Genomic DNA, 25,003 nt, shown 5'->3' with positions numbered 1-25,003 from the left:
AAGACCATGATCGTCAGACCCAAACCCAACCTGATCGGCGTGCTGACTTCGCTCAAGGGCTCGATCGCCAAACGCATTGCCCTGCGCAGCCTGTTGGTGACCTTGCTTGCCTCGGCCATCGTCCTGATCGAAACCCTGCACCCGAGCTACTTCTCGAAGGTCAGTGCAACGCCGTTCACCCTGCTCGGCCTGTCACTGTCGATCTTCATGAGCTTTCGCAACAACGCCTGCTATGACCGCTGGTACGAAGCGCGCAAGGCGTGGGGCGAGATCATCGTGGACATCCGCTCGATGATTCGCGAAACCCAGATCATCAAGGACGCGCCTGAACGACACACGATCCTCGGCAACCTGTGTGGCTTCGCCCATGCGCTCAACGCGCGACTACGCAGGGAAAACGAACTGGCCGCCAGTGGCGACTGGCTGCAACCGATGCCCAAGGGCAACACCACGGATATCAGCGGACAGATACTGCTGCAGGTGGGTCAGCAGTGCTCTTCACTCAACGAATCCGGGGCGATCAACGATTGGCGCTACACGCTCATGGCCAACCATTTAACCAGTCTGACCCATGCCCAGGCAGTCTGTGAGCGGATCAAGAACACCCCGCTGCCATTCCCCTACACTTTGTTGCTGCACCGCACCATCTACCTGTTCTGCATCCTGTTGCCGTTCGCCATGGCCGAACCCCTGGGCTGGCTGACACCGATCTTCACCGCGATCGTCAGCTACACCTTCTTCGGCCTGGATGCGATTGCCGACGAACTGGAAGACCCCTTCGGCCGCGACGAAAACGACCTGCCCACCGACGCCATCGTGCGCAATATCGAGCGCGATGTCCTGGCTGCGCTGGGCGTGACGGAGTTGCCACCGGCGCTTGAACCGGTGGATTTTGTGTTGAGCTGACACTCAAGAAACACCCAAAACCTGTGGGAGCGTGCCTGCTCGCGAAGGCGGCCTATGTCAACATCGATGTTGAATGTTCCGGCCTCATCGCGAGCAGGCTCGCTCCCACAGGTTCACGCTGCTCACCCCCGTGTCCCGCAGGCTTGCACCGATTTGGGGTGCGTCGCTGACGGTCAGTACGGCAATGTTCAAGGGGACAAACAATGCATCCGGTTTGACGCTCATCAAGATTCTCCGGCAGACAGGAATTAACTAACTTGCGGAGACTAAAGCGCTGGAACAAGCACTGTCTAATCACTCTCACCAACCGCATTATCGAGCGAATCTATTGCCCTTTAAATACAGCTGATTGGACGCACAGAACCAACAGTGAGATCGTCTACGCTCAAAATCAAGCCTACCAGTCCTACACCCTTCCCCCGCCAGCAGGTGCCGTCATGGACATCAAACAACTCAAGTTCCTGATCGCCCTGGAGCAGACCCGCCACTTCGGCCAGGCTGCCGCGCGCTGCCACATCACCCAGCCGACCCTGTCGATGCGCCTGCGTAACCTCGAGGATGAACTGGACCTGGTACTGGTTACCCGCGGCCAGCGCTTCGAAGGCTTTACCGAGGCCGGTGAAAGGGTACTGGCGTGGGCCCGGACCCTGCTGGCTGCCCACGATGGCCTGTTCGCCGAAGCGGCCGCGTGTCGTGGCCAATTGGTCGGTAACCTGCGCCTGGGCCTGGTGCCGCTCAGCAGTTTCAATCCGGTCAGCTATATCCAGGGGCTTTCGCGCAGCTTTCCCGAACTCAAGTTCAGCCTGTCGTCACTCAGTTCAGACCAGATCATCGAGGGGCTGGGCAATAACCAACTCGACCTGGGCGTGTGTTACCTCGACCACGTCAACCCGAACTATTTCGAGTTTTTCGAGATCGGCGAAACCCGCGTCGGCCTGCTCTACGACACCCGTCACTTCCGTTTCGACGGCACGCAAATGAGCTGGGAAGATGCCGCCGAGCTGCCGCTGGGCATGCTCAGCAACGGCATGCACTATCGTAAATCCATCGACCTGAATTTCCGCAGCCGCGGGCTCGACCCGCAGCCGATCCTGGAAAGCGATTCCACCTACCAGTTGCTCCAGGCGATCCACGAGGGTTTTTGCTGCGCGATCATGCCCCTCGATAGTGGCCTGGAAGCGCCGATCGAACACCTGTCCTTCATCAACTTGCCCGATGCCAGCGTGCTGGCGCCCCTGGGTTTGGTCATGCGCAAGACCGAGCCGCGCTCGGCGATTGCCGAGAAGTGTTTCGCACAAGCGCAGCAGTTATTTCCCGCAAAGAACTGATATTCACTTCGAGGTTCTTTGCTAAAGTCACGGGCTAAAAGCGCCTTTGCAAGGAACATCCGCTTGAGCCCCACGCCTTCCCAGAACAGTCAACCAGACCAAACTAAGCCTGCTGCAATCAGCCTGCGCGAAGCGTTCCGCTTCTGGCTCAAGCTCGGCTTCATCAGTTTCGGCGGTCCGGCGGGGCAGATTTCGATCATGCACCAGGAGTTGGTCGAGCGCCGACGCTGGATCTCCGAGCGACGCTTTCTGCATGCCCTCAACTATTGCATGTTGCTGCCCGGCCCAGAGGCCCAGCAACTGGCGACCTACATCGGCTGGCTGATGCACCGGACCTGGGGCGGCGTGATCGCAGGCACGCTGTTCGTGCTGCCGTCGCTGTTCATCCTGATTGCCCTGTCCTGGGTGTACATCGCCTTCGGTGAGGTGCCGGCGGTGGCCGGGTTGTTCTACGGGATCAAGCCTGCGGTGACCGCCATTGTGCTGCAGGCGGCACACCGGATCGGCTCCCGGACATTGAAAAACGGCTGGATGTGGGGCATCGCCGCTGCGTCATTCGTGGCCATCTTCGCGCTCAACGTGCCCTTTCCCTTGATCGTGTTGGGCGCGGCAATCATCGGCTATTTCGGCGGGCGCCTGGCACCGGAAAAGTTCCGCACCGGAGGCCACGGCGCTGCGCAAAAATCCTTTGGCGCGGCATTGATCGACGACGACACACCGACACCCGAACACGCCCGTTTCAGTCGCTGGAAATGGCTGCACCTGGCCCTCATTGGCGCGGTGTTGTGGACACTGCCGATGGCCACCCTCACCGCCCTGTTCGGTTGGGACGGCACGCTGACGCAGATGAGCTGGTTCTTCACCAAAGCGGCGCTGCTGACCTTCGGCGGAGCCTACGCGGTGCTGCCGTATGTGTACCAGGGCGCGGTGGGGCATTATGGCTGGCTGACGCCGACGCAGATGATCGATGGTCTGGCGCTCGGCGAAACCACACCCGGGCCACTGATCATGGTCGTGGCCTTCGTCGGTTTTATCGGCGGCTACGTGCATCAGGTGTTCGGTCCCGATCAGGCCTTTGTCGCCGGTGCCGTTGCCGCCATGCTGGTGACCTGGTTCACCTTCCTGCCTTCGTTCCTGTTCATTCTCGCCGGTGGCCCCTTGGTGGAATCGACGCACAACGAACTCAAATTCACCGCGCCACTGACAGCGATCACGGCCGCTGTGGTCGGGGTGATTGTCAATCTGGCGTGTTTCTTTGGCTACCATGTGCTGTGGCCTGACGGCTTCGGCGGTCGGCTGGATTGGCCTTCGTTGTTGATCGCGATCGCGGCGGCGATTGCCTTGCTGCGGTTCAAGCGCGGGGTGATCGAAGTGTTGGCTGGTTGTGGGCTGGTCGGACTGGGCGTGCACCTGCTTCGCTGAAAACAGACGTTTACAGGTTTCGCTTTCACCCCTAGTATCCAGTCACTGCGGATAGCTCGTTATCCGCCACCGACGATTTCCCCTGCTGGAAACCTGAGTCATGAGCACCTCACCGTCAGAGCACCACTTGCTGGATGTCTCGATCCTGACCACCCCTGTGTTGGTCGTGGGTGACATTGCCCCATGAAACGCATCGTCAACCTGCCCATGGCCCTGCGCCGCTCCAAACTGCGTCACTCCGCACGCCCGCCGGATAGCAACCTGCTCGCCTGATCGCGTCCACGATTCGTCGAGCCCCTCTCCTTTTTGCTATCGCTGCCAGCCTGCGGCGGATCTTTATCCGTCGTCGAGCCCTGGCCTGAATCCGTGCGTCCGCGGGACGCCCACGTGAGTGACGAACAATGAAATTTGCAGCCCTTGAAGACGCTCAATCCTTTCTGGCGAACAACCCCGATATCGACATGATCGAGCTGTTCATTCTCGACGCCAATGGCGTACCGCGCGGCAAGCTGTTGCACCGTGAGGAACTGCTGGCGGTGTATGAAAGCGGTCGCCCGCTGCCCAGCACCATTCTCGGCCTGACCTTGCAAGGCGATGACGTCGAGAACTCCGGGCTGGTCTGGGACGTGGGCGATATCGACTGCCGCGCCTATCCACTCGAAGGTAGCCTGGTGCGCTTGCCGTGGCGGCAGATTCCGACGGCGGCGGTGCAGGTCAGCATGCACCCGCAAGAAGGCATGCCGGCGAGCATCGCCGACCCACGTCATCTGCTGATCAAGGTCATCGACCGCCTGAAGGCCGAGGGTTACCACCCGGTGATGGCGTGCGAACTGGAGTTCTATCTGCTGGACGCCAAGCGCGACCATAACGGCCGCCCGCAACCGGCGCTGGACGCTGACGGTGGGCGACCGCGACACACGCAGGTCTACGGCCTGCGCGAGCTGGAGCAGATCGAACCCTTCCTCGCCGACCTCTATGCCGCGTGTAAACTGCACGGCATTCCGGCGCGCACGGCGATTTCCGAATACGCCCCGGGGCAAGTGGAAATCACCCTGGAACACGGCGATGCCTTGCAGGCGATGGATCAGGCCGTGCGTTACAAACGCCTGGTGAAAGCCGTGGCCCACAAGCACGGCATGCAGGCGACGTTCATGGCCAAACCCTTCGATCATCTGGCAGGCACCGGCATGCACATGCACGTCAGCATCGCCGACGCCGAAGGCCGCAACCTGTTCGCTTCCGAGGACCCGGCCGGTACCCCGCTGCTGCGCACGGCCATCGGCGGCATGCTCGCCAGCCTGCTCGATTCGCTGTTGCTGTTCTGCCCTAACGCCAACTCCTACCGGCGCTTCCAGGCCAACAGCTATGCGCCGTTGGCCCCGACCTGGGGCGTCGACAACCGCACCGTCAGCCTTCGCGTGCCCGGTGGCCCGGCCAACAGCCGGCACATCGAACACCGCATCTGCGGCGCCGACGCCAACCCCTACCTGGCAGCGGCGGCGATCCTGGCCGGCATCCATCGAGGCATCAGCGAGAACCTCGATCCGGGCGAACCGGTGCAAGGCAACGGCTATGCGCAGGCCACACAGTTGCTGCCGACCGACTGGCTGACGTCACTGACGGCGCTGGAAAATTCGGTGTGGGCGCGGGATGCGTTGGGCCAGGAATTCCTGGGGGTTTACCTGGCGGTCAAGCGTGCAGAGTATCGGCAGTTCATGGCCGAAGTGGGTGAGCAGGATTGGCGGTGGTATCTGACTGAGGCGTGAGCCTGCAGGTCGGCCATACGCAATCCCACTGTAGGAGCGAGCTTGCTCGCGAAGGCGGTGTGTCATTCACCATTGATGGTGACTGATACGACCCCTTCGCGAGCAAGCCCGCTCCCACAGGGTTTGCGCCAAGCTCTCTACCTCTTTTGCATGGACACTGACATGACTCAGCAACGCTGCAATTCCTACTACAGCGCCACCCTCAACCACGAAACCGACTACCCCACCCTGCAAGGCCAGCACCGCGTCGACGTCGTCATCATCGGTGGCGGTTTTACCGGCGTCGCCACGGCGGTCGAACTGGCTGAAAAGGGCCTGAAAGTCGCCATCGTCGAAAGCCACAAGATCGGCTGGGGCGCCACCGGGCGCAACGGCGGCCAGGTCACCGGCAGCCTCTCGGGCGACGAAGCGATGCGCAAACAGATGCGCCGCACCCTCGGCGAAGAAGTCGATGACTTCATCTGGCACCTGCGCTGGCGCGGTCACCAGATCATCGAGCAACGGGTGGAGAAATACGCCATCGCCTGCGACCTCAAGCACGGCCACTTGCACGCCGCCTACAAGCCCGGCCACATGGACGGTTTGCGCAAAGACCATGACGAAGCGCTGCGCCGTGGCATGGCCGATGACGTCAGCCTGCTCGACCGCAGCCAGGTGCGCGACCTGCTGCAAAGCGACCTCTACCACGGCGCGATCAAGAACACGCGCAACATGCACCTGCACCCGCTCAACCTGTGCATCGGCGAAGCGCGGGCAGCGGAAAGTCTCGGCGCATTGATCTTCGAAAACAGCGAAGTGCTGGAGATCATTCACGGTGACAAGCCAGGCATACGCACCGCCCACGGCCGCATCGACGCCAACCAGGTGCTGCTGGCCGGCGACGTCTACCACAAACTGGAACCGGGCAAGCTCAAGGGCAAGATCTTCCCGGCCATGGGCGGCATCGTCACCACCGCACCGCTGGGAGACCTGGCCAAACAGATCAACCCAGAGGACCTCGCGGTCTACGACTGTCGCTTCGTCCTCGACTACTACCGCCTGACCGCCGACGGCCGCCTGCTGTTCGGCGGCGGCGCCAACTACAGCGGCAAGGATTCGCGCGACATCGCCGCCGAGTTGCGCCCGTGCATCGAGCAGACGTTCCCGGCACTCAAAGGCGCGGCCATCGATTACCAGTGGAGCTGCGCGATGGGCATCGTGATCAACCGCATCCCGCAACTGGGCAAACTCTCGGACAACGTCTGGTACTGCCAGGGCTACTCCGGGCACGGCATCGCCACCACCCACATCATGGGCGAAATCATGGGCCGGGCGATCACCGGGCAACTGGAACACTTCGACACCTTCGCCGCCTGCCAACACATCCGCGTGCCCATGGGCGACCTGCTCGGCAACCCGATGCTGGCGGCGGGCATGTGGCTACTACAAATGCTGGAGCGACTGCGTTGAGTCATCTGCGAAGTTGAGGCAACACCCCAATCCACTGTGGAGGAGCTTGCTCGCGATAGCGGTGTGTCAGTCAACATTGAAGTCGCCTGACACATCGCCATCGCGAGCAAGCTCGCTCCTACAGTTTTTGTTTCATTGAGACATAGCGCTCAAGCCTGCGCCTGCACCACCTCGATCCCCAACTTGCGGTAATCCTCAACGTTGCCCGTCGCCACATGACGCTCGGTGATCAGCGTGTGCAGACGCTCACAAGGCGCCACCACGAAGGGCTCCACCGCGCCCAGCTTGTCCGCCGTGGTGACGGCAATGACCTGGGTCGCGCTGTCGAGCATCGCCTGCTTCACCGGCACTTCATCGAAATGCAGGGAGCTGATACCGACTTGCGGATGAATCGCACAGACTCCGGTAAACAACAGATCCGCCTTGATGCCCTCGAGCAAGCGCAGGGTTTCATGGCCGCTGGCCGACATGATCGCAGGATTGAGTTGTCCCCCCGCCAGTATCACCTTGATGCCTTTGAATTCGGACAAGGTAATGGCCGTCATCGGCGACGCGGTGACCGCCGTGATGCAGATGTCCGATGGCAGCAACCGCGCGATCTGCAGCGTAGTGGTGCCTGAGTCGAACATCACGATCTGGCCATTCTCGACCCGACTCGCCGCCAGTTGCGCCAACCGGGTTTTGACTTCGTCGGTCTCGCTGATCCGGGTGAAGTAGTCCTTGCCCGTGTCCTTGGGACGTGGCAAGGCCCCGCCATGTACGCGCTGCACCAGCCCGGCGCTGTCCAGCTCTGCAAGGTCCCGGCGAATGGTGTCCTCGGAAACCGCGAAATGCTGGCTCAATTCGGCCGCCATGACCTTGCCGTCACGTTCCAGGATCAAGAGGATTTTCTGCCGGCGCAGTTGCGGGAGTTCGGCTGCGGAATGCTGGTCGTGCATGTTATTGCCTGTTTGTGCGCGAAGCTGCGTGTTTTCGAGATTAGCTAAACAACGCAGCAAACACAAACACACGAGCCAAGTATCAATTCTTTCGATCTTTCAAATCACCAAGCCGAATTTTTTATTTGCGTCCGACCTGTTCAAGATGAGCGCCATCACCCCTGTATCGGAAACAAACGTCATGAATATCAATTTCGCCTTTGCCTGTATGATCGTGGTTTCGTTCACCATCGCCTTGGTGCACACCTGATTCATCATTAGTTGCTGGCGACATGGTTGGGGTTTGCGCCCGTCACCAGTGTCTTCAGCGACGCATCGAACTGTTTCAACGCATTCACCTGCAACACCGTTTGCTGATTGATCTGCGCGGCAATCTGCGGCGCGGCTTTGCCGTGCACCCACACTGAGGGCATCTGCTCGGCACGTGAACCCGCAGCCTGGCCGATGTATTGCAGGTTCGCATCGTAGAACTTCGCCACAAACCGCGCTTCAACCTGATTGTTGCGTTTCGACACCAGGCGACTGTAGGTGTCGAGCATCACCACCACATCCGGATGCGCCTGCACCGCCGCATCGAGGCTGTCGTAGACCGTCACCGCCGCGAACTCCTTCTGCAATGATCCCAGCAACCAGCCGATCGCCCGCTGCGGATCGGAACTGTCGACGAACGCCTGGCTGATCCGCGAATCCAGCCCAGGATTCTGCGCCCCCTTCACCGCCACATCGTGGTAGCTCTCAAGGTATTGCTGGGTATTGAGGGTGTTTTCGCTGTAGAGCACCGCCACTGTTTGCGTGTGTTGCAAACGAGCGGTGCTGTCGGCGATCGGCAGGAAACGGCAGGACGGATCGGCAGCAATAGCCGGTGCGGTAGCAGCGATGCCACCGCTGAATACGGCGACAAAAGCCAGCAGGGTCGAGATTCTCATCGCGCTTATTCCTTCAATGGCGAGATCGGTATCACGCTATCTTCCTCCCTTGGTGGAAAAACTGAACTTGCATTCCTTAATGATGGGTATCGAGCAAATGAATGGATGCTATGACGGCAACTGCTCGCCCGGTTTCCCGCAGGCGCCGACCTGAGGCACCAGTTGGATATCGACACGACGGTTGGCCGCGCGGCCGGCCTCGCTGTCGTTGCTGGCGATTGGCTGGCTGTCGGCAAACCCCTGGACCGCGAAACAACTGTCGGGGATATCCCCCATGCGCTGCATCCAGCTGCGCACGGCTGAAGCGCGAGCGTGGGACAACTGCAGATTCTGCTCGGCATTGCCCTTGGCATCGCTGTGCCCGGCGATGACGATCAACCAGTCAGGTTGAGCCTTGATGTCGACCAGGGCGCTGATCAAGACCTTGGTGGAGCCTGGCTTGAGTTCGGCGCTGCCGGGGGCGAACAGCGACAGGCTGTCCAGACGCACCGGCTCGGAAACAACGGGTGGCGCCTGGAACACACTGGTGAGGCGATTCACGCCCTCCTTGTCCGGGTTCACCAGCCAGGCCATCCAAGGGACACCCGCAGCCAAGGTGACCGTCGTGGCGACCGCGAACAGCCAAGGGCCAATCCGATGCATCTTTTTCTGCTTGGCGCCCGACAACACGACAGGCATTGGCGGCGTCGGCAGGATCACCACCGGCATCACCTGGGGCGGTGGCGGCAGTCGCGTCGACAAGGCCACCGCGTCGAACAACCCGTGTGTCTGCCCATGGCTCTGGGCGTGGCTCTGCGCCAGTCGCTGCAACAGGCTGTCGACTTGCTGGCGCAGGGCGTGCAATGAACCCGGCGCGGGCTGCGCCTGTCGATCCAGACCTGCATGCAGGCGCTCCAGCCCAGCGCCCAATTGAACGATCGCCGGCAGACTCCAGTGTCGTAGCTCCAGGCTTCGCAGCAGGGGCTGCAGGCAGGCGAACAGCCAGGCCAGGATTTCCAGGCGCGCCGGCTCCATCGCGGGCCACAGGGTCGGCCATTCGCTGACCAGCGCCTCGATCAGCGCGATCCCCTGAGCCATGCCCTCCAGGCCGTGGCGGTGACTACGGGCCAGTACGAAAGCCGCGGCCGTTTGCAACTCCGCACCGTTGCGCTGGAACAACGCCAGGCACAACTGCTCCACCTTGGCCCAATCCACATCCGGGCAGGCCGGATGACTCAGTCTGGCCAACTCTTCACGCAGCGCCTTGAACTCACTGAAGGCACCCGGATCGCCACCGAGCCTGATTCGCATTTCAAACAACGCTGTCATCGCGCATTCCTTTGGTTAAACAGTTCCCGACGTCGACAGGTAGTGCTGCCGCTTCAAGTGACGCACCAGGACATTGCCCCCTGGCGTCAGGGTGGTGCCGAAGGTCACTCGCTGGCCCCCTTTTAGTTGCACCTCGAGGCTGTACTCCAGATGACCCGGTCGGGTCTGGGGCAACAGCTCGATGGCAATCGTGGCCACCCGCGGCTCGTACTTGGCCAGGGTGTCGCCCATGGCACTCATCAGTCCATGCGCCGATCCGGGCAGCCCCTGGAGGATCTGGCCCATGTCCGGCAGGCCATAATCGGGGAGATGGTCGAGCGCGCCGGCCCGGCTGTTGAGGATGCGGCGCAGGTTGTCCAGCACCGAGAGCGTGCACTGATCCTCTTCGGCGACCTGATGCAGGTCCAGTTCGCCGTCGAAGTTCTGCAGGAGTGTCTCGTACAGCGAGGGGTTGAGATCGCTCATCCGTCACTCCTTGGCCAGTGGGCGCAGGGTCAGGCGGTTGTCCCCCAACTCGATCACCCGCACCCGGTCCGGATCGAGGTCATCGCGGGCCAGGGTCAGGCGCCAGCTATCGGTCCGGCTATCGAACTCACGAAACAAGGCAACCACGGCAACATAGCGGGCCTGCTTGTCCAGGGGGATGTTCAGCTGCGCGCCCTCGTCGGGCTTGATTACCAGGGTTCGTTTGTCCAGCAGGTCGGCACTCAGCACGCGCTCGTCGTGGCTGAGCAGGCTGTCGTAGTTCGCCCTTTCCAGCGCCTTGCGGTCACGCAGTTGATAAACCCGCACCAGGGTCGGCACGGATAACGCATTCATGTCGATCCCGGCGGTGTTCAGTGCCGCGCGCCCGCTGAGGTCCAGGCGCAGGGTTTTAACCTGCTTGTAGAAGATTGCCTGTGTGGTCGAGGTCGTCGCGTCGGTTACGCTCTGGCTCACCCCGCAACCGCCGAGCACTGCGAACGAGGCGATCACCAATGATTTATAAACGGTACGCGCCATGCTTTATCTCCCTATCCCGGGGTTTGTCCCGCAGGCCTTGATAGCGACCCAGATTGATCGTGATGGTGGTGCTTTCGCCGGCCTGCCAGGCATCGCTGTCCAGGCCCAGCACCGCAGTCATGCCCAACAACACCTGCGCGCCTCCCAACAACGGTGGCGGCAGGCTGTGCAGGGGCAACGCCAACTGCAGCCTTGCCGTGCAACGCCAACCCAGGTACACCCGCAGCAGTGCCAGCAGATCGTTGTACAACGGGCCACCGGGCAGCCAGCCACGAGCCTCGTCCCGGTCTTCGGTGAACAGCGCCAGATGCAACTGGCTGTTTGCGTCGTAGCCGACACAGCCCAGGGGTGTGCCTTGGGACAGTCGCACCGGATGCATCGGGGACAGGCTAGCCGGCTGCGCCAATAGCACTTTCTGCGGCCAGTGGGGAGTCACCTGTGCCCGGGTTTCGGGGGCCAGCAGCTTGACCAGCGCAGTGATGCCTTCGGCGTTTCGGGTGGGCAGGCGCATCACGCTAAGTAAGGCGAGGAAGCGCGATATCGGCGTGCCGACCCGCCCGGCCGTTCCGGGAATGCCCAGGCCAATCAGCCCCAACAGGCATTGCGAAGTCGCATCCGTGCCACCGGCTTCGAAGGTCGCCGGATAGGAGTACTTGCGCCATATCCGATAGAACTGGGTGAAGATCCGGTGGTTGAAAATGTCGAGGAAGGCTTCAAGTGCCTCGTGCCCCTCCCGTCGCTGGGCGATATCGTCCAGAAAAGCCGTCGGCAATGGCGAGTCCACGCCGTACAGACCCAACAGACGCGTGCGCACAGTGGCCGGTCGCCCAGGGTGTTTATCGTCGGTTTCAATCGCCTTCAATTCACCGGCGGGAAAACTCATGCCGGGGTCTGGCCGAAAGCGTACCGGATCATCCGCCGGCGACGTGGTGCTGCCCAGTGGCGGGTGGTCGGGCAACGCCCGTTCGAGCAACTGGCAGAAGCGATACAGTTGCGCCTCGGCCACCCGCCCCTTCAGTGCCTCCAGTAAACCGCCGGCTTTCAGCCGGGAATACGCTGACTGTGGTTCTCGTTCCATTGCAGGCACGTTCCAGTAGGTTGCAGGATCAGCGTGAGCTGGTTGAAGAGGTGGATGTCGGCGTACAGGCCGAAGAAGCGATTGAGCATTTCGCCGAACAGGTTGATGTCGCCCTCACCGCTGAAGCCGTTGGCGTCCAGGGTGACTTCGATGTCGACCCCGCGCAGCAGAAAGCCCTTTTCGAAGCGCTGTATCAGATGGTGTTCGACCTCGACAATCGCCGCCAGGCGACGTCGATTCAGCTCGCTGCCCGTCCAGTCGTACAACGCCAGCGTGCCGCGCAGCACTTCGGCGTTGTCGAGCATCGGCAGGAAGTTCGAGCCGAGATGGCTCAGCACCCGCCAGTGGAAGCGGTCGCGGTTGGGCGGATAGCACGGCAAGGTCGGCGCACACAGGTTGCGCACGCGCAAGCCGACCTCGATGGATTGCACCGGTGTATCGAGCATGGTGCCTTGCAAAGCCTTGCGCGGCAGCTGGCCGTGGGTACCGGTCAGGCGCAGCGACAGGCTTTCGTTGGTGTCGAGCCGATCCTGATCGAAACCTTCGCCGCCCAGGATCAGCCAGGTGTCATGCAGGCCATTGGGGCCGCGCTTGAGTCGTGTATGGAAATAGCGCTCGGGGGCTTCGTCACGCAACATGCCGCCCTTGTGACGAAAACTGGTGAAGGGCACGTATTCGTGGCGCACGGCACTCTTCGACGCGGTGACCCGGTCCACCGAATAAATCTCCGTATGGCCGTCCTGCAAACGCATGGGGCGAAGCAGGTAATCGGTCTGCAAAGGCGCCAGGGTCATGGGGTCGGACTCCAGCGTGAACAGGTTGATCACCGGCACGCAATGCAGGCGAATGTGCTCGGCGTTCGGCGTGAACGCCTGGGGCAACGGCTCGCTCAACACCACCTCGAGTTCGAACCAGGGGGTATTTGGTGCCAGCTTCAACTGCTCGAGTCCGCAGAGGGTGACGAACATGAATTTCTCGCGAAAGGTGAAATATTCCAGCAGCAACTGATAGCCGCTGAAGGCACTGTCGCCCTTGGGCCACAGGCGATCCTCGTCGCCGAACCCCTTTGGCGAAAAATAACCCTCGAGCGAAGAGCGGCCCGTCTGGTCAGGCAGGCGTACATATAAGGCTTGAGCGTTCAGGGTCAGCGCCTGATGCAGCGCACTGGCCAGCGCGGCATCGGCATTGAGGTACAACGGCAGGCGGCTCAGGTCGATCTCGCTGCCGTCGGCCATTGCCCCGCAGGCAAAGCGCAATCGCAACAGCGAGCGACCGTCCGGTTCATAAGCCACCTGCACGCTTTCCAGCGCCAGCGGCTGTAATGTCAGGTCTTGGGTCGTGGTGTAGCGGCAACGGGTACGCAGGGGCCCGATGGGTTGCGACAGCACTTCGAAGCCGCTGGCGATCCGCTGGCTGCGCTTCATCTCTGTGAGCTCGGGTATCAACTCGACAATCGAGAGCGATGGAATGGTGCGCAGGTAATGGGGCCAGAGCAGGCTGACCAGGCCTTCGGTCAGCTCCGGCAGGTCATCGTCGAGCTTTTCCCGCAGCCGCCCCATCAAGAAGGCAAAACCTTCAAACAGGCGCTCCACGTAAGGGTCGCGCGCGCCCGACTTGTCCAGGTTCAATTGGGCCGCCCGGTCCGGAAAGGCCTCGGCGAACTCCTTGCCGGCCTCGCGCAGGTAGCGCATCTCGGCGTCGAAATATTGCAGTGTCAGATTGTCGATGCTCATGGAAAGAATCCTGATAAAGAAGGTTTAGCCACAGAGCACTGCGGCGCGTACCGGGTCGACAGCCACCAGCGCTGCCAGCAGCGCCTCCATCCGCCGGGTCAGGGTGGGTTTGTCTGTGTCATTGCGTTGAGCCTTCAAGCGCAACAGCTTGAGCAGGCGCGCCTTGACCTCGAAACTCAGCTCGGACTCCCATTCCGCCAGCCCATGCCGTTGCCCATTGGCATCCAGTTCGCCCAGCAGGTGAATGGCCAGCTCGCTCTTGCCGTATTGCTCGGCCACCCGAGCCATCAGCAGGCGCAACAGCCAGCGTTGGCGACCGGTATGGATGCCCGGGCGCGCGGCCAGCCAGGCCAGTGAGTGCTCGACGCCATCGTTGTCGGCCTGGGCCAGGGCTTCGCCTTCGAGTGACAGGATCTCGGGGTCTGCGCAGGTAGCTGCTACGGGTGTTGCCGGCAGCCATTGCTGGGGGCGATTGCCACAGACGTGCTGGCTGATCCATTCGCGGGTGGTCTCGTCCGCCAAGGGCGATCCGTCGCTCCAGCACAATGCCTCCAGCCCTGGCAGGCGCTCGAGGAACATGCCCAGGTCGCGCTTGGCAATGTCGGCCCAGCTGTCCTGTGGCGCAGGCTGCTTGCTCAGTGCCTGGTAGAGGTACCACTGCAGATCCAGCCAGAAATGGTTCACGCCCTCGGCGTAGATCCGTTCCACCAGATCCAACAGTTCACTGAAGCTCTGTTGCAGATGCAGGCGCTTGAGTTGTGCCCGGTATTCGCCACGGGGTGGAGTCAGGCGAGTCTTGCCGCTGGCATCCTGAAGCGGTGCTTCATGCACGGTGTCCCAGCGCAGGCTTTTCATCAGGCGATGCGCCGCCAGCCAACCCTGGGGCTGCTCGCGCAGGTAGCCGGCCAGCGCCCGGCCGCTGTCCAGCAGGTCACGCCCGGACTTGATGGCCGTGGGGTCTGGGGCGGCCGTTCGGGTGTTTTTCTCGTGGCTGGCGCTGTTCTGCGGGACCAGCGCGTCGACCCCGCCGGATTGCGCCAATCGCGCAGACAACGCGGCATACAGCACACCGAAGGCGGGACGCTGATCCTGAGGCCAGGCCGCCAGCCCGTGCTCCAGCCAGGCCAGCGCCGCCATCGTACGCTCGGCCTCGTTCTTGACCACTTCGGGGTAGCGCGACAGGGTGTCGAGCACCTTGCTGCTCGCCAGCCACTCCAGCGCCATCTTGCGGCTGTTGGGACGCGCAGGCAGCACCTGGACGGCGTAGCGTTCCAGCATTGCGGCCAACAGGTTCAGGCCGTCGGCCAAACCCGCTTCGCCATCCCTGTGCAAGCGTGCCCAGATGTAATAAGTGACCACCCGCAGATCCTTGCACGATCCGGCCAGCAGCGTCTGCGCCAGTTGGATGACCTGTTCGACGTCGGCCCCGGACAGCTTGTTGACCTCCTCACGCATGCGCTGGAAATCATCATCGCAGGCCGGATCTTCCCCGGCGGGCAAGTCCGCGCTGATCGGCTGCAACCAGGATTGCCAGTGCCCTGCCTGCGCCCGGGCAAGGCCCACGGCATCCCGCTCCCCGAGGCAACGTTCGATCAATCTGTCCAGGCTCATTCAAACCTTCCATTCAGTGCATAGGGCACGGCTTTTTCGTCCTTGCCGAGAAAGATCTGCGCTGGCAACTTGAAGCCACGCAGCTTGAGCAACGCCATCGGCCCTGCCCCCAGTTCGGTGCGCAGATACCAGGTCAGGCCAATGCCATCGGGCGCCTTGAGCACCATCCGAAAACGGCTGTCGCCGTCATCCAGTGGCGTGACTTGGGCTTGCTCCAGCAGGCGGATCAGGCCCCAGGTGCCCGGGTAGTCGCCGAACAGGCGTTCGTTGGCCCGCACGCTGGTCCAGGTCAGGCTCGCGCCGGGGTATTGGCTGCGACCCGGCCAGTTGAAGCGCTGCCAGCTTTCCTTCTGGTTGAAGTACTCGTGCTGTTCGCCGTTGAGGGTGAAAGTGGTCTGCACCACGTCGCGCACCGGTTTGCCTTGCAGTTCGAAACTCAGGCCCATGCCGCCGTCGGTAAACAGCACGTCGGCCAGGTGACTGAGCTGGTTGATCGCCTGGATGAACTGCGGGTTGAAGCGCAGGCCCTGGCTGTGTTGTGCGTCGGCCACCCAGCGGCTGCCTTCCTTGCGCAGCAAGCCGCCCAACTCGCGCTGCAGAAATTGCTCGAGACGCCCGGAGTCGGCGCGGATGATCTGCCCGAGCATCGGCAACGAGGCGTCGCTGGCGGTGGCCGCGAACGGATAGCGGCCGGTAAAGGCTGCGTCCCATTCACTGACGATCGCCCGTTGCCACTGACGGTTGAGGCTGCTGGCCGAAGGTTGCAGGACGCGCTGCCAGGCCTGCTCCAGCGGCTGCACGAACAGGGTCTGGCCGATGCCGCCCCACTCCGCGCCGAGGCTGGCGGCGAGCTGGCTGCCGTAGGCGCGGGTGTCGGTGAGGTCAATGCTTTTTCCCTGGAACACGGTCTGCGCCAGGGTCTGGGTCATGTCCTGCGGGTCGGCGGCATGGTTGACCTGCTGCAGGGTCAGGCGAGTGCGCGTGACCTGGTTGAGGAAGGCTTGCAGGCTCAGGCGTTCGCGCTCGTCCTGGCCTTCGGGGGTTTTGCCGAGCAGGGCCAGCAGCGGACCAAAGGTGGCATCCAGGGGGCCTTTCGGTCCCTGCAATTGCTGCTCGATCAACGGCCCTGGGGCCTGGGCGATCAGCTTTTGCGCCGAACTGATCAGCGAGTCGGCCAACGCCTGGGTCCGAGTGCCGGCTTGCCCCTGATAAGCCAGAGTGTTCATCAGGGCGATCAGCGGCGACTGGCGCACGTCGCTCATCGAGGTCAACTGGTCGATCACCTCGCCCAGGCTGTTGGCCGGCTGCCAGCGCACGCGGTTGAGGAACTTCAGCCAAGCACTGGCGTAGTCCTGGAAGTAGCGCCGGGTCAGGCGTTCGCGCAGCATGTCCGGGGTCAGCTCGGCGGCGATGTCGCCGGGCTGGTCGCTGAGCACCCAGTCGATCTCCTCGCGCCGCGCCTCGGCGATGGCGTCGATGGCCGGGCGCACCTGGCCCTCCCAGGCCTGACGGGTGAACACCCCCGGCACGTTGGCCGTGCTGACGAACAGCGCCCGTCCCTCGGTGTCGCCGACCATCTGTTGCAGGTTCAACGCCGGGTAATGGTTGACGGCCTCATCGAGGACGGTTTTATACAGGCTGGCTTCGGCATTGCGCTGGCCCAACTGGCCGAGCAGCAGCTGACGAACCTGGGCCACCAGCTTGGGGTCGGCCGCGATGCGCCAGTCCGGGTGCGCCGCCAGTTGCTCGCCGTAGAACTGCCAGAGCGTCGGCGACAGGCCGTGCCACAGCCCTGGCGAGACCCCGGCGCCGCTCGGCTCGAGCGGGCCCAGGACCTTGACCAGAAAGGCCGCGTCGGCTTTTTGCGGGCGCGCCAGCATCAGGTAGGCCTTGAGTTGTTCGTAGGCCTGCGGCGCGCGCTTGAGGCGTTCGGGGCTGTCGGCGGGCAGCTTGATCAGGGCAGTGAGTTGTTGCTGCAGGCTGGCCACGGCAGGGTCACGCAGCAGGCGCTGGTTGGCCTCGACGTAGGTGGGCCAGAGCATTTGCAGCAGTTCCGGATTTTTGTTCAGGCCGAAGCGTTGGTACAAGGGCGTGCCGTGGGTGACGCGGTATTCCAGGCGACCTAGTTCGCGGGTCAGGTCATTCAGGGCGAGGAATTGTTCGTCAGGGGTTGATGATTGCTGCAAGGTCGCCAGCGAAGTTTGCACCTGGGCGATGTGCACGCGGTTGGTGGCGAAGGACAGTAGCATGCCGGCGCTCCAAATCAGCGCCAGCCCCAGCGCCAGTGAATAACCCACTCGCGTGACGCCCCAGCCGAGGCGGCGATGGAGCACGGTCTTGTCACCGAGCACGCCGTCCCAAGGCGGCATGGCGTACCAAAGGTGATCTTTTTTTACTTCAGTGTCTTTACTGCCCGGCAGCGGCAGGCTGAACCACAACCCGCGCAGCGGCAGACTCCGGGCGAACACCCGGAACAACGGCGCCAGCGCCTGCCGCCAACGCGCTATGCCCTCGACCTGCAAATCACGGGACAGACGCAGCAGGAAGTCATGACGCATGGTGCCCTGGATTTGCGCCCAACCGTTGTCGCGCAGGGGTAACACCAAGCTCTCCAACCCGCTCTCCAGCGCCTGCGGCGTCACATCGGACGGCAGCAGACAACCGACCGCCTGGGTGGGGCGTTTGTCCTGATCCCATCCACTGTCGCAGACCTGCCACAGGTGCAGCGGCAACTGCCAGCGCAGCTGGCGGGCCAGGTCTTGCAGGTGACGCACACCGTTGTCCATCGCCTCAGTGTCGGTGCTTTGTTGTGCGTTCAGGGCCCAGATCACGCCGTCAAGGGCACGCCAGCGGCTCAGGCCTTGCCACGGGGTGACGCGGCCATCATCGAATTTGGTTTGGGTGCTGCCACCCCAGAGCAGGATGGTGTCGTGGCCTGCGAGCCATTTTTTATCTTTCAGATGGGGGGCGATGGCGTTGATCTGATCGGGTTCGCCGGCGACCAGTAGCAGGCGGACTTTGTGGCGCCAGAAATGGCCGTGATGTTCGCGCAGGTAATAATCGAGCCCGTCCCGTTCAACGTTATCGCAGCTCGATCGAGGGGCTCCTGCACCGAATTTTTCCCGTGCCCACGCTATGAACTCCAGTGTCCCCAGCTTTCTGGTAGCCAGCGCTCCCAGACTTTCGAGAAACAAGATCACCAGACATCCGGCGAGCAGCCAAGCGGAGAAAGTCACCCTTTCGAGCCCATTATTTACAGAAAGGATCGGGTTCTCCACCCAGATCAGCAGCCCACCGATAATTCCCAAACAAAGCACTACAATCCAGACACTGACTTGTTTCATGATTAATCCTTATCCCCGATCATCCAGCGGGCCGCACAACGCACCATTGCGGCGAAGTGTCCTGCATCATTACAAGTTGAGGTTGGCGCTCGGTGCGCGCGTTTTCGCTGGCGACGACCAGTGCCAAATTGCCCACTGCACACCCCGGCAATCCAAGCGAATGGTCCAGTGACTGGCTCCTTTCAACATTTAGCAGGTGCCCGGCAGCGCTCATTGCAATGCTCACCTGGCACAAATGATCGGAAGGCACTTGTGTCTGCCAGGCAAACAGCGGCGAGTTGTCTTCCTGAACGCGACCCCAAAGGAGTACGTCCTGTAAGGACTCGGCCTGCCCGGTCATGGAAACCGGTCGGTGTACCCAAGATGCCGGCGCAAGGTTTTCCCTGGCGCACCATTCAGGTTGTGCAAGCAACAGGACAGAAACAGACTCGGCCTGTTCGGCGGTAGGCTGTTGAAAAAAATTGAGCTCAAGCGACAGCATCAACGGACACGGCGAGGGGTCGTCGAGCCAGGTATCCAGCCAAAGCAAACCGTCGTCCTGGTTCGCCAACCACACATGTTCCACAACCAGCACCTCACCTAGGCATTCACGCCAAAGCGACAAGATCCTTTCGTCGCTAACTTCCTGGTTATGCCTTATACGAACGCAAACTGGTGTAGTACCCGCAAAACGCTGCAAGTCCTCATCAAGGCCGCGCATGACCTGATGAACATAAGCCGTTAAACGCTCCGTGTACTCTTGTTCCGTATAAAATCTCGGCTCGGGCGCCAACTGGCTCAAGCGCATCGTGGTCGCGGGTTGTGTCAGATAAGTGGGCTGCAGCGGCTTGCTACCGCCGCGCAGCGCGCGAGCCAATTGGTTGCAACCCGCCGCCGTGCAGTAGGACGTTGCCAACACGGCTATCGAACGCTGTCCTTGTTGAATCAGCGCCCGCTCCAGCTCGCTACGACTCAGGTTCCAGCTCTGCGCAAAGTCATGCTGACGCTCATAAATCAAACGTCGCAACGCAAACAGCAACAATCCGGTGATCGCGGGAAAAACCAGGACGCAACACCAGTACCACAAGGGCATCTGCCACAGGTCTTGCGGCCACAGCAAAATCACCAGGCTGGCGCCCAGTAAGGCACAAAGCAGCACCACCAGGCACCACCGCCATAGGCGAGGCCGTGTCGGCAGCACGCGCTTTTCGGGCAAGGCTCGAAGATCGACAGGCACGTTACAGCCTCCCTGCCTGGGGCAACGACGTGATCAAGGTGCAACCACAATCACAACGATGTCCATGCAAAACCATGGGTCGCCCCTGCCAGGTGGACCCGGCATCCCCTTCGGCAATTGCGTTCTCCCCGTGCCCGGGCAACGGGCAGCGAACCTTGTCGCCCACACAGGCAATGCCCCGTCCCATAAAACTCATGCCCTCAGCGACGGAAATCACCTCCCCATCAGAAGACAACTTGTCGCCGAGGCGAATAACAACTTGCATAGAACCTCCAGTTCATCTAGACAGCTAGCGAATTAGTTATTGAACTTGGGAAGGAATGAAATATCGCCATGATAATTGCTTGGATTACCGCGCCCCAACAGCACCTTGATCTTATATCCAGCTATGTATTGCTGTAAGACGTCCCCGCACCTAAAAGCAGGGCAATCCCCACGATTGAGAACGTGTATTTGATGATGGACAAGACTTTCATATTTTTTCCTTGAACTAATTACCAGCGAGCACCTACGATGCAGTGACGCATAGTGTCACTCCATATGTAGCCAACGGAGCAATGTCACCGTTGAATAAAATACCTGCACGCTCACTTAATGGGTTGCGGATGATTGACTACGCAGCGGGCGGTTTTATTCACAAAAATCAATAGATCCCCCAAATTTGAAAAACCAGGCTCAGCACCATCTGGATTTTTATAATTCCTGTGTACGTTTACGCCTCCCCCCATTGCGGATCGGCGAAATCCTGACCACGCAGTACTTTGGCGTACTTATTATTCGACCGATCGTCTTTATAAACCGGCCCTATCGGACCTTGGGGGTCTTTAAGCAGTGAATACTGATAATAATTTGGATCATACCAATCCTTGACCCATTCATATCCATTATCGGACATTGCATAGAGACCAAGCGGATTGGGAGGGAATTTATCGACAGGGAGTGGTGTGAAAGTACCGGTCTTCCAACCCATTTCTTTGGCGAAAATCTTGCGATCCCATGAACTTGAAATATTGATTCCCTTGGGACCATCTTTCCAATCTTCGGTTACTGCATCATCAGTCGCCTTATAAGTTCCGTCATCAGTTGCAACCATTAAAAATTGCCCACGGCTTCTCGCCGCATACTCCCATTGGGCTTCAGTCGGCAATCCAAAAGGCAATCCACTGATATCTGCCAGCCAACTGCAATATTGCTCAGCTTCAAACCAGTCCATATGTGCAGGGGTGGTGGGCGCTGCACTAATGATTTTAAAATCATTACCAGCATCCTGACGAAGCACTAAACCATTGCTCTTCAGATAAAATTGAAACTCCTCATTGGTAATCTTGTACTTATTGATCAAATAGCTACTTAGCTCAACTTTATGCAATGGCTTGCTGTCTTTATCCGAGTCATACGAAAGCTTTTCCGGGCCGTATTGCACGCCGTAATCCCCCATCAAGAACTCACTACCCTCTACGAATACGAGGTTGCTTTTTATTCCCTTAATAAAAGCCTGAAAATCCTGCGAAGATCTTTCTTCAAAGGAAGTATTCGACAACTCAGGACTTCGCTCGCAACCCGCAACTGCAAACAAAAGAAAAACGCATACAACTGATTTTAGCTTGCTCATTAAATCACTGCCCTGATTTGGTTTTTTTCAAGTCGTCATTTAATAGGATGTGGATGATTGACTATGCAGCGAGCTGTTTTATCACCAAGCACCAAGCGCTCTCCCCTATTAGACAGGGCAGCCATAGTCGCATCTGGACTTCTATAGCTTCTGTGTACGTTTACTGCACCTCCCCACTGCGGATTTGCATAATCCTTGCCTCGGAGCACCTTGGCATATTTGTAATTTGAAGGAGGATCCTTATACACGGGGGCGCTCGGACCTTGAGGGTCCTTGAGTGGAGAGTTTTGGTAATAGGTTGGGTCATACCAGTCCTTAACCCACTCAAATCCATTATCGGACATCGAATAAATACCCAGTGGATTGGGTGGAAATTTATCCACGGGCAATGATGTCAGAGTACTAGTCTCCCACCCCATCTCTTTGGCGAATATTTCACGGTCCCATGAGGTTGAAATATTAATGCCTTTGGGTCCACTCCCCCACTCTTCAGTTATAACGTCATCAGTCACCTTATAAGTACCATCATCAGTAGCCACCATTAAAAATCGCCCACGACTTCGTGCTGCATATTCCCACTGGGCTTCGGTTGGCAATCCGAACGGTTGTTCGCTGATATTTGCCAGCCAAGTGCAATATTTCTCCGCTTCAAACCAATCCAAGTGCGCCGGGGTGTTTGGGGCGCCACTGACAACGGCAAACTTATCTCCGGCATCCTGGCGGAGCAGCAGACCGTTGAAACTTAGGTAAAGCTGATATTCCTGATTGGTAATTTTGAATTTATTGATTGAAAAATTACTCAGCTCAACTTTATGCAGCGGTTTACTATCCTTATCCGAGTCGTAGGGTAGCCTTTCAGGACCGTACTCCACGCCATAATCGCCCATCAGGAATTCCCCGCCCTCAACAAATACGAGATTGCTTTTAATCTTTTTAATGAAACTTTGCAGCTCACGCGAAGATACATTGTTCTCTGTCGTACTCAAGGACAAGGCATCCTGCTCACAACCCAGCATTATAAAAACAAGAAATATTATTGTAATTTGCAGCCTTATCATAAAAACTCCTTGTATCAAGCCCATCGACCCGTCTCTGCTTCACACGGACCAAAAGTACAACCTTCGGGAAAACGGTGATGATCGAGAGAATTATTTTGATAATAGGGCGTGTCGTTCATGGCCAGCGCATACCCCCAAACAGCACCGGGCCTTATCCGTTCATAAATAATGGACAGTTCACGTTTCGCCTTATGCAAATCCTGATCACGATTGAGCCCCTCCCGCAGAAAATCCACTAATTTCTGTTCCTGTTGCTGGGTTATCAGGAGTTCATCTTCGGCTCCTGCCAAGCTAGAGCCATGAGGCGTCATGCGACAAAATACTTTGCGCCACTCGTCGTGGGTCTGGATGCTTCTGAGTAACCAGATCACCGCTTCCTTACGATCTTGGTAGATATCGGGTATCAACCCCTTACCATAATTGTACGGATCGAGATGGTCCCAAATACCATGACGAGTGAGAAGGTAAAGCAAAATCCCTTTTGCCTCCGGGGTGTAGCTCAATAACTTTGTGGCATTGGTATTAATACTAGCAGCAAGTTGATTGCGTCGCTTCGAGGCATCTGTATTCGTTTTGCTTTCATCTACAATAGAGTTTATGCGATCTTTGAATTCATACTCAACAGACTTGATACTTTCCCCTAGCGTCATAAATCCTGCATAAATGTCGCTTTGCATATCATCCATTTGCATGACGCAGTACCTACTGTACGTTCTAAATGCATCCCTATCGATCAAATCAAAATAACTATAATTCAACCGATATAACTGATAGACCAACCATGCTCCAAACTCTACAATCGTACTCGTACCCACCTCACAAATAAGCCCGCCCTTAGCCCCCAATCCCCAACACAAACTGGCGGCCACATGAAAACAGAACTTCCCATTTATAAAGGTGCAGTGAAATTTGCCACCGGCCCCAGCCCCGGCCAAACCGGCAATGCTGCCGCTAATACTGCAGAAGTCGGTGAATTCGCCGCTGGACTTCAATAAGCCGGCGAGTGCGGGATTGACGTCCGCGGGCGGTGTAGGTTTGAGCCATTGCAAGCCACCCTTGAGGCTGCCCTCGACTCGGGCGCCGGCAAAGGCTTCGCCAGTCAGTTGCAGGCCTTCATCTTCAGCGCCCATTTGTTTGTAGAAAACCGCACCCTTGGTTCTTCGTTCCTTGAAGCGCGGTAACCGGCTGTTGGGCTGACCAGCGAGCAATTGCTGATCACCTTTGGTCACAATCTGCAATTGCCCTTCGAGCGTTACCGAGGCACCGATGAAACCGCATAACTCAGGCGTCAGGTACAGGCGCAACATGCCCATGTCGAAGTCATTGCCTTTGGCATTGGTGTAGGACAACGACCAGCCCATGCGGTCCGGCACATAGGCGGTGAGGTTAACCATGCCGGAGGCTACAGTCAGGCTGGCCTTGGCTTCGCCCTTGACCGCGACATTGCCCTTTTTCGGGTCGAACTCAGCGCTGGCCCCGACATTGGACACAAAGCGCATGAACTGCGCAGCCCCCGACACGTCGACGTTCTTGCCCAACTCGGTCTTTCCCGACAAGCTTTCGTTCCAGCTTTCAGCCCAGTCGAACAAGGTAACGTCCTGATTCAAGGCTTCAGGGTCAAAATCCAGTCCAGTCCATTTGACGACGTCTTTCAACTCCAGCTTTATTTTCGGCCACTCCAGAGTGGTCAGCTGTTCCTTGAGCTTCTGCGTATCGATGCGGTGGTTACCCTGCTTGTCCTTGCCGTAAATACTTTTCTCAGCGCCCTTTTTTTTGTCGCCTTTCAGGGAGACATTGTGCAGCTTGCGGCCCTCCTGGCTCTTGCTGAAATAACCTTTCTTGACATAGGCATAACGGGTGGGTTTGCTACCGTGCTTGCCTTTCTTCCCCGTCCCCGCGATCGGAATCAATTCGACGACATCGTCATAGCTCATTTTTTCCAGGGAGAATCTGCCGAGCTTTTCGCGCAGCGCCTCCCCTTCCGCTTCCAGTCGATGTTCCGCCGCAGTCACTTCCTTGGCATGCGCTTCGGCTTCCAGGGGAGAGAGGGAGGAAGTTGAAGCCCTTGTGGCATAATTTTCCAACACCCGGGAGTAACGTTCCTTGGCCAGGTGAAACTCATTCACCCGGTGGGCCATTTCTTGCCAGTGGTTTTCGAACTCTCCCGCCTCGGCGTCCGCTATAAAGACCAGCTCTTGCGTCTCGGGGCGAAAGTAGCACTGGGTCGACTGGTGATACGCAACCACAATGGAGTCTTGCTTGCTGGTGCGGTTTTCAGCGACAGGGGCATTGGCTTGGGTCATGCG

19 protein-coding genes and 1 pseudogene are annotated in these 25,003 nt (G+C 59.4%); 5 read left to right on the top strand and 15 right to left on the bottom strand.

Annotation, left to right across the window (positions count from 1 at the left end):
* Nucleotides 1-6: 6 nt before the first annotated feature.
* Nucleotides 7-906 (top strand): bestrophin family protein, encoded by a 900-nt coding sequence (locus tag DKB71_RS14490; protein WP_274076699.1) that lies wholly within the window; start codon nucleotides 7-9, stop codon nucleotides 904-906.
* Between the two features lie 162 nt (nucleotides 907-1,068).
* On the opposite strand, the pseudogene DKB71_RS14485 reads toward DKB71_RS14490, so the two are convergent.
* Nucleotides 1,069-1,131: pseudogene (locus DKB71_RS14485) on the bottom strand (molybdenum cofactor biosynthesis protein); the annotation flags it as partial.
* Nucleotides 1,132-1,343: 212 nt separating this feature from the next.
* Between DKB71_RS14485 and DKB71_RS14480 the strand changes: the two are divergent.
* From DKB71_RS14480 to DKB71_RS14465, 4 genes are all read left to right on the top strand, one after another.
* The gene (locus tag DKB71_RS14480; RefSeq protein WP_408600824.1) at nucleotides 1,344-2,234 is read left to right on the top strand and encodes a LysR family transcriptional regulator; all 891 of its coding nucleotides are present in this window, start codon (nucleotides 1,344-1,346) and stop codon (nucleotides 2,232-2,234) included.
* Nucleotides 2,235-2,297: 63 nt separating this feature from the next.
* Nucleotides 2,298-3,656 carry a chromate efflux transporter gene (gene chrA, locus DKB71_RS14475; RefSeq protein ID WP_408600823.1) on the top strand — a complete coding sequence of 453 codons (1,359 nt, stop codon included), beginning with the start codon at nucleotides 2,298-2,300 and terminating at the stop codon, nucleotides 3,654-3,656.
* Nucleotides 3,657-4,057: 401 nt separating this feature from the next.
* Nucleotides 4,058-5,422 carry a glutamine synthetase family protein gene (locus tag DKB71_RS14470; protein ID WP_408600822.1) on the top strand — a complete coding sequence of 455 codons (1,365 nt, stop codon included), beginning with the start codon at nucleotides 4,058-4,060 and terminating at the stop codon, nucleotides 5,420-5,422.
* A gap of 150 nt (nucleotides 5,423-5,572) precedes the next feature.
* A complete protein-coding gene (locus DKB71_RS14465) occupies nucleotides 5,573-6,871 on the top strand; it encodes an NAD(P)/FAD-dependent oxidoreductase (protein WP_408600821.1) in 1,299 nt (432 codons plus the stop codon).
* 149 nt (nucleotides 6,872-7,020) lie between these two features.
* Here the strand turns inward: DKB71_RS14465 and DKB71_RS14460 are convergent, their stop codons facing one another.
* The 14 genes from DKB71_RS14460 to DKB71_RS14395 all read right to left on the bottom strand — a co-directional run bounded on the left by DKB71_RS14460 (nucleotide 7,021) and on the right by DKB71_RS14395 (nucleotide 25,000).
* Nucleotides 7,021-7,809 (bottom strand): DeoR/GlpR family DNA-binding transcription regulator, encoded by a 789-nt coding sequence (locus tag DKB71_RS14460; RefSeq protein ID WP_408600820.1) that lies wholly within the window; start codon nucleotides 7,807-7,809, stop codon nucleotides 7,021-7,023.
* A gap of 257 nt (nucleotides 7,810-8,066) precedes the next feature.
* Nucleotides 8,067-8,735 (bottom strand): ATPase, encoded by a 669-nt coding sequence (locus tag DKB71_RS14455; protein ID WP_408600819.1) that lies wholly within the window; start codon nucleotides 8,733-8,735, stop codon nucleotides 8,067-8,069.
* 108 nt (nucleotides 8,736-8,843) lie between these two features.
* Complete coding sequence (locus tag DKB71_RS14450) at nucleotides 8,844-10,043, bottom strand: OmpA family protein (protein WP_408600818.1); 1,200 nt, start codon at nucleotides 10,041-10,043, stop codon at nucleotides 8,844-8,846.
* Nucleotides 10,044-10,058: 15 nt separating this feature from the next.
* Nucleotides 10,059-10,508 (bottom strand): type VI secretion system baseplate subunit TssE, encoded by a 450-nt coding sequence (tssE, locus tag DKB71_RS14445; RefSeq protein WP_408600817.1) that lies wholly within the window; start codon nucleotides 10,506-10,508, stop codon nucleotides 10,059-10,061.
* A 3-nt stretch (nucleotides 10,509-10,511) separates the two neighbouring features.
* On the bottom strand, nucleotides 10,512-11,045 hold the full coding sequence (gene tssJ / locus DKB71_RS14440; RefSeq protein WP_408600816.1) for a type VI secretion system lipoprotein TssJ: 534 nt from the start codon (nucleotides 11,043-11,045) through the stop codon (nucleotides 10,512-10,514).
* Nucleotides 11,026-12,123, bottom strand: coding sequence for a type VI secretion system baseplate subunit TssG (gene tssG, locus DKB71_RS14435; protein WP_408600815.1), 1,098 nt, complete (start codon nucleotides 12,121-12,123; stop codon nucleotides 11,026-11,028). Before tssG ends, tssJ begins: the two co-directional genes overlap by 20 nt.
* Nucleotides 12,087-13,856, bottom strand: coding sequence for a type VI secretion system baseplate subunit TssF (gene tssF / locus DKB71_RS14430; RefSeq protein WP_408600814.1), 1,770 nt, complete (start codon nucleotides 13,854-13,856; stop codon nucleotides 12,087-12,089). The genes tssG and tssF overlap by 37 nt, the downstream gene beginning before the upstream one ends.
* 24 nt (nucleotides 13,857-13,880) lie before the next feature.
* The gene (tssA, locus tag DKB71_RS14425) at nucleotides 13,881-15,467 is read right to left on the bottom strand and encodes a type VI secretion system protein TssA (RefSeq protein ID WP_408600813.1); all 1,587 of its coding nucleotides are present in this window, start codon (nucleotides 15,465-15,467) and stop codon (nucleotides 13,881-13,883) included.
* A complete protein-coding gene (locus DKB71_RS14420; protein ID WP_408600812.1) occupies nucleotides 15,464-18,811 on the bottom strand; it encodes an ImcF-related family protein in 3,348 nt (1,115 codons plus the stop codon). Before DKB71_RS14420 ends, tssA begins: the two co-directional genes overlap by 4 nt.
* Before the next feature lie 19 nt (nucleotides 18,812-18,830).
* Nucleotides 18,831-20,027, bottom strand: coding sequence for a hypothetical protein (locus DKB71_RS14415; protein ID WP_408600811.1), 1,197 nt, complete (start codon nucleotides 20,025-20,027; stop codon nucleotides 18,831-18,833).
* 1 nt (nucleotide 20,028) lies between these two features.
* Nucleotides 20,029-20,292, bottom strand: coding sequence for a PAAR domain-containing protein (locus DKB71_RS14410; protein ID WP_166622766.1), 264 nt, complete (start codon nucleotides 20,290-20,292; stop codon nucleotides 20,029-20,031).
* Between the two features lie 447 nt (nucleotides 20,293-20,739).
* Nucleotides 20,740-21,639: a formylglycine-generating enzyme family protein gene (locus DKB71_RS14405; protein WP_408600810.1), complete on the bottom strand. Its 900-nt coding sequence runs from the start codon at nucleotides 21,637-21,639 to the stop codon at nucleotides 20,740-20,742.
* Nucleotides 21,640-21,674: 35 nt separating this feature from the next.
* Nucleotides 21,675-22,697 (bottom strand): formylglycine-generating enzyme family protein, encoded by a 1,023-nt coding sequence (locus DKB71_RS14400; protein WP_408600809.1) that lies wholly within the window; start codon nucleotides 22,695-22,697, stop codon nucleotides 21,675-21,677.
* 14 nt (nucleotides 22,698-22,711) lie between these two features.
* Entirely contained in the window at nucleotides 22,712-25,000 is a 2,289-nt protein-coding gene (locus DKB71_RS14395; protein ID WP_408600808.1) for a hypothetical protein, read from the bottom strand.
* Nucleotides 25,001-25,003 lie beyond the last annotated feature (3 nt).

It is taken from the genome of Pseudomonas sp. PLMAX (assembly GCF_046042685.1).
Taxonomy (GTDB): Bacteria; Pseudomonadota; Gammaproteobacteria; order Pseudomonadales; family Pseudomonadaceae; genus Aquipseudomonas; species Aquipseudomonas putida_AE.
Note: the sequence above shows the minus strand (reverse complement) of the source record. Positions and strands in the feature narration are given on the sequence as shown.

Excerpts from the sequence above, each read along its gene's own strand:
- DKB71_RS14460 (WP_408600820.1), bottom strand. The coding sequence starts at position 7,809 with ATGCACGACCAGCATTCCGCAGCCGAACTCCCGCAACTGCGCCGGCAG.
- tssG (WP_408600815.1), bottom strand. The coding sequence starts at position 12,123 with ATGGAACGAGAACCACAGTCAGCGTATTCCCGGCTGAAAGCCGGCGGT.
- tssF (WP_408600814.1), bottom strand. The coding sequence starts at position 13,856 with ATGAGCATCGACAATCTGACACTGCAATATTTCGACGCCGAGATGCGC.
- DKB71_RS14480 (WP_408600824.1), top strand. The coding sequence starts at position 1,344 with ATGGACATCAAACAACTCAAGTTCCTGATCGCCCTGGAGCAGACCCGC.
- DKB71_RS14490 (WP_274076699.1), top strand. The coding sequence starts at position 7 with ATGATCGTCAGACCCAAACCCAACCTGATCGGCGTGCTGACTTCGCTC.
- DKB71_RS14395 (WP_408600808.1), bottom strand. The coding sequence starts at position 25,000 with ATGACCCAAGCCAATGCCCCTGTCGCTGAAAACCGCACCAGCAAGCAA.
- tssJ (WP_408600816.1), bottom strand. The coding sequence starts at position 11,045 with ATGGCGCGTACCGTTTATAAATCATTGGTGATCGCCTCGTTCGCAGTG.
- tssA (WP_408600813.1), bottom strand. The coding sequence starts at position 15,467 with ATGAGCCTGGACAGATTGATCGAACGTTGCCTCGGGGAGCGGGATGCC.
- DKB71_RS14455 (WP_408600819.1), bottom strand. The coding sequence starts at position 8,735 with ATGAGAATCTCGACCCTGCTGGCTTTTGTCGCCGTATTCAGCGGTGGC.
- DKB71_RS14420 (WP_408600812.1), bottom strand. The coding sequence starts at position 18,811 with ATGAAACAAGTCAGTGTCTGGATTGTAGTGCTTTGTTTGGGAATTATC.
- DKB71_RS14470 (WP_408600822.1), top strand. The coding sequence starts at position 4,058 with ATGAAATTTGCAGCCCTTGAAGACGCTCAATCCTTTCTGGCGAACAAC.
- DKB71_RS14405 (WP_408600810.1), bottom strand. The coding sequence starts at position 21,639 with ATGAGCAAGCTAAAATCAGTTGTATGCGTTTTTCTTTTGTTTGCAGTT.
- DKB71_RS14465 (WP_408600821.1), top strand. The coding sequence starts at position 5,573 with ATGGACACTGACATGACTCAGCAACGCTGCAATTCCTACTACAGCGCC.
- DKB71_RS14450 (WP_408600818.1), bottom strand. The coding sequence starts at position 10,043 with ATGACAGCGTTGTTTGAAATGCGAATCAGGCTCGGTGGCGATCCGGGT.
- tssE (WP_408600817.1), bottom strand. The coding sequence starts at position 10,508 with ATGAGCGATCTCAACCCCTCGCTGTACGAGACACTCCTGCAGAACTTC.
- DKB71_RS14400 (WP_408600809.1), bottom strand. The coding sequence starts at position 22,697 with ATGATAAGGCTGCAAATTACAATAATATTTCTTGTTTTTATAATGCTG.
- DKB71_RS14410 (WP_166622766.1), bottom strand. The coding sequence starts at position 20,292 with ATGCAAGTTGTTATTCGCCTCGGCGACAAGTTGTCTTCTGATGGGGAG.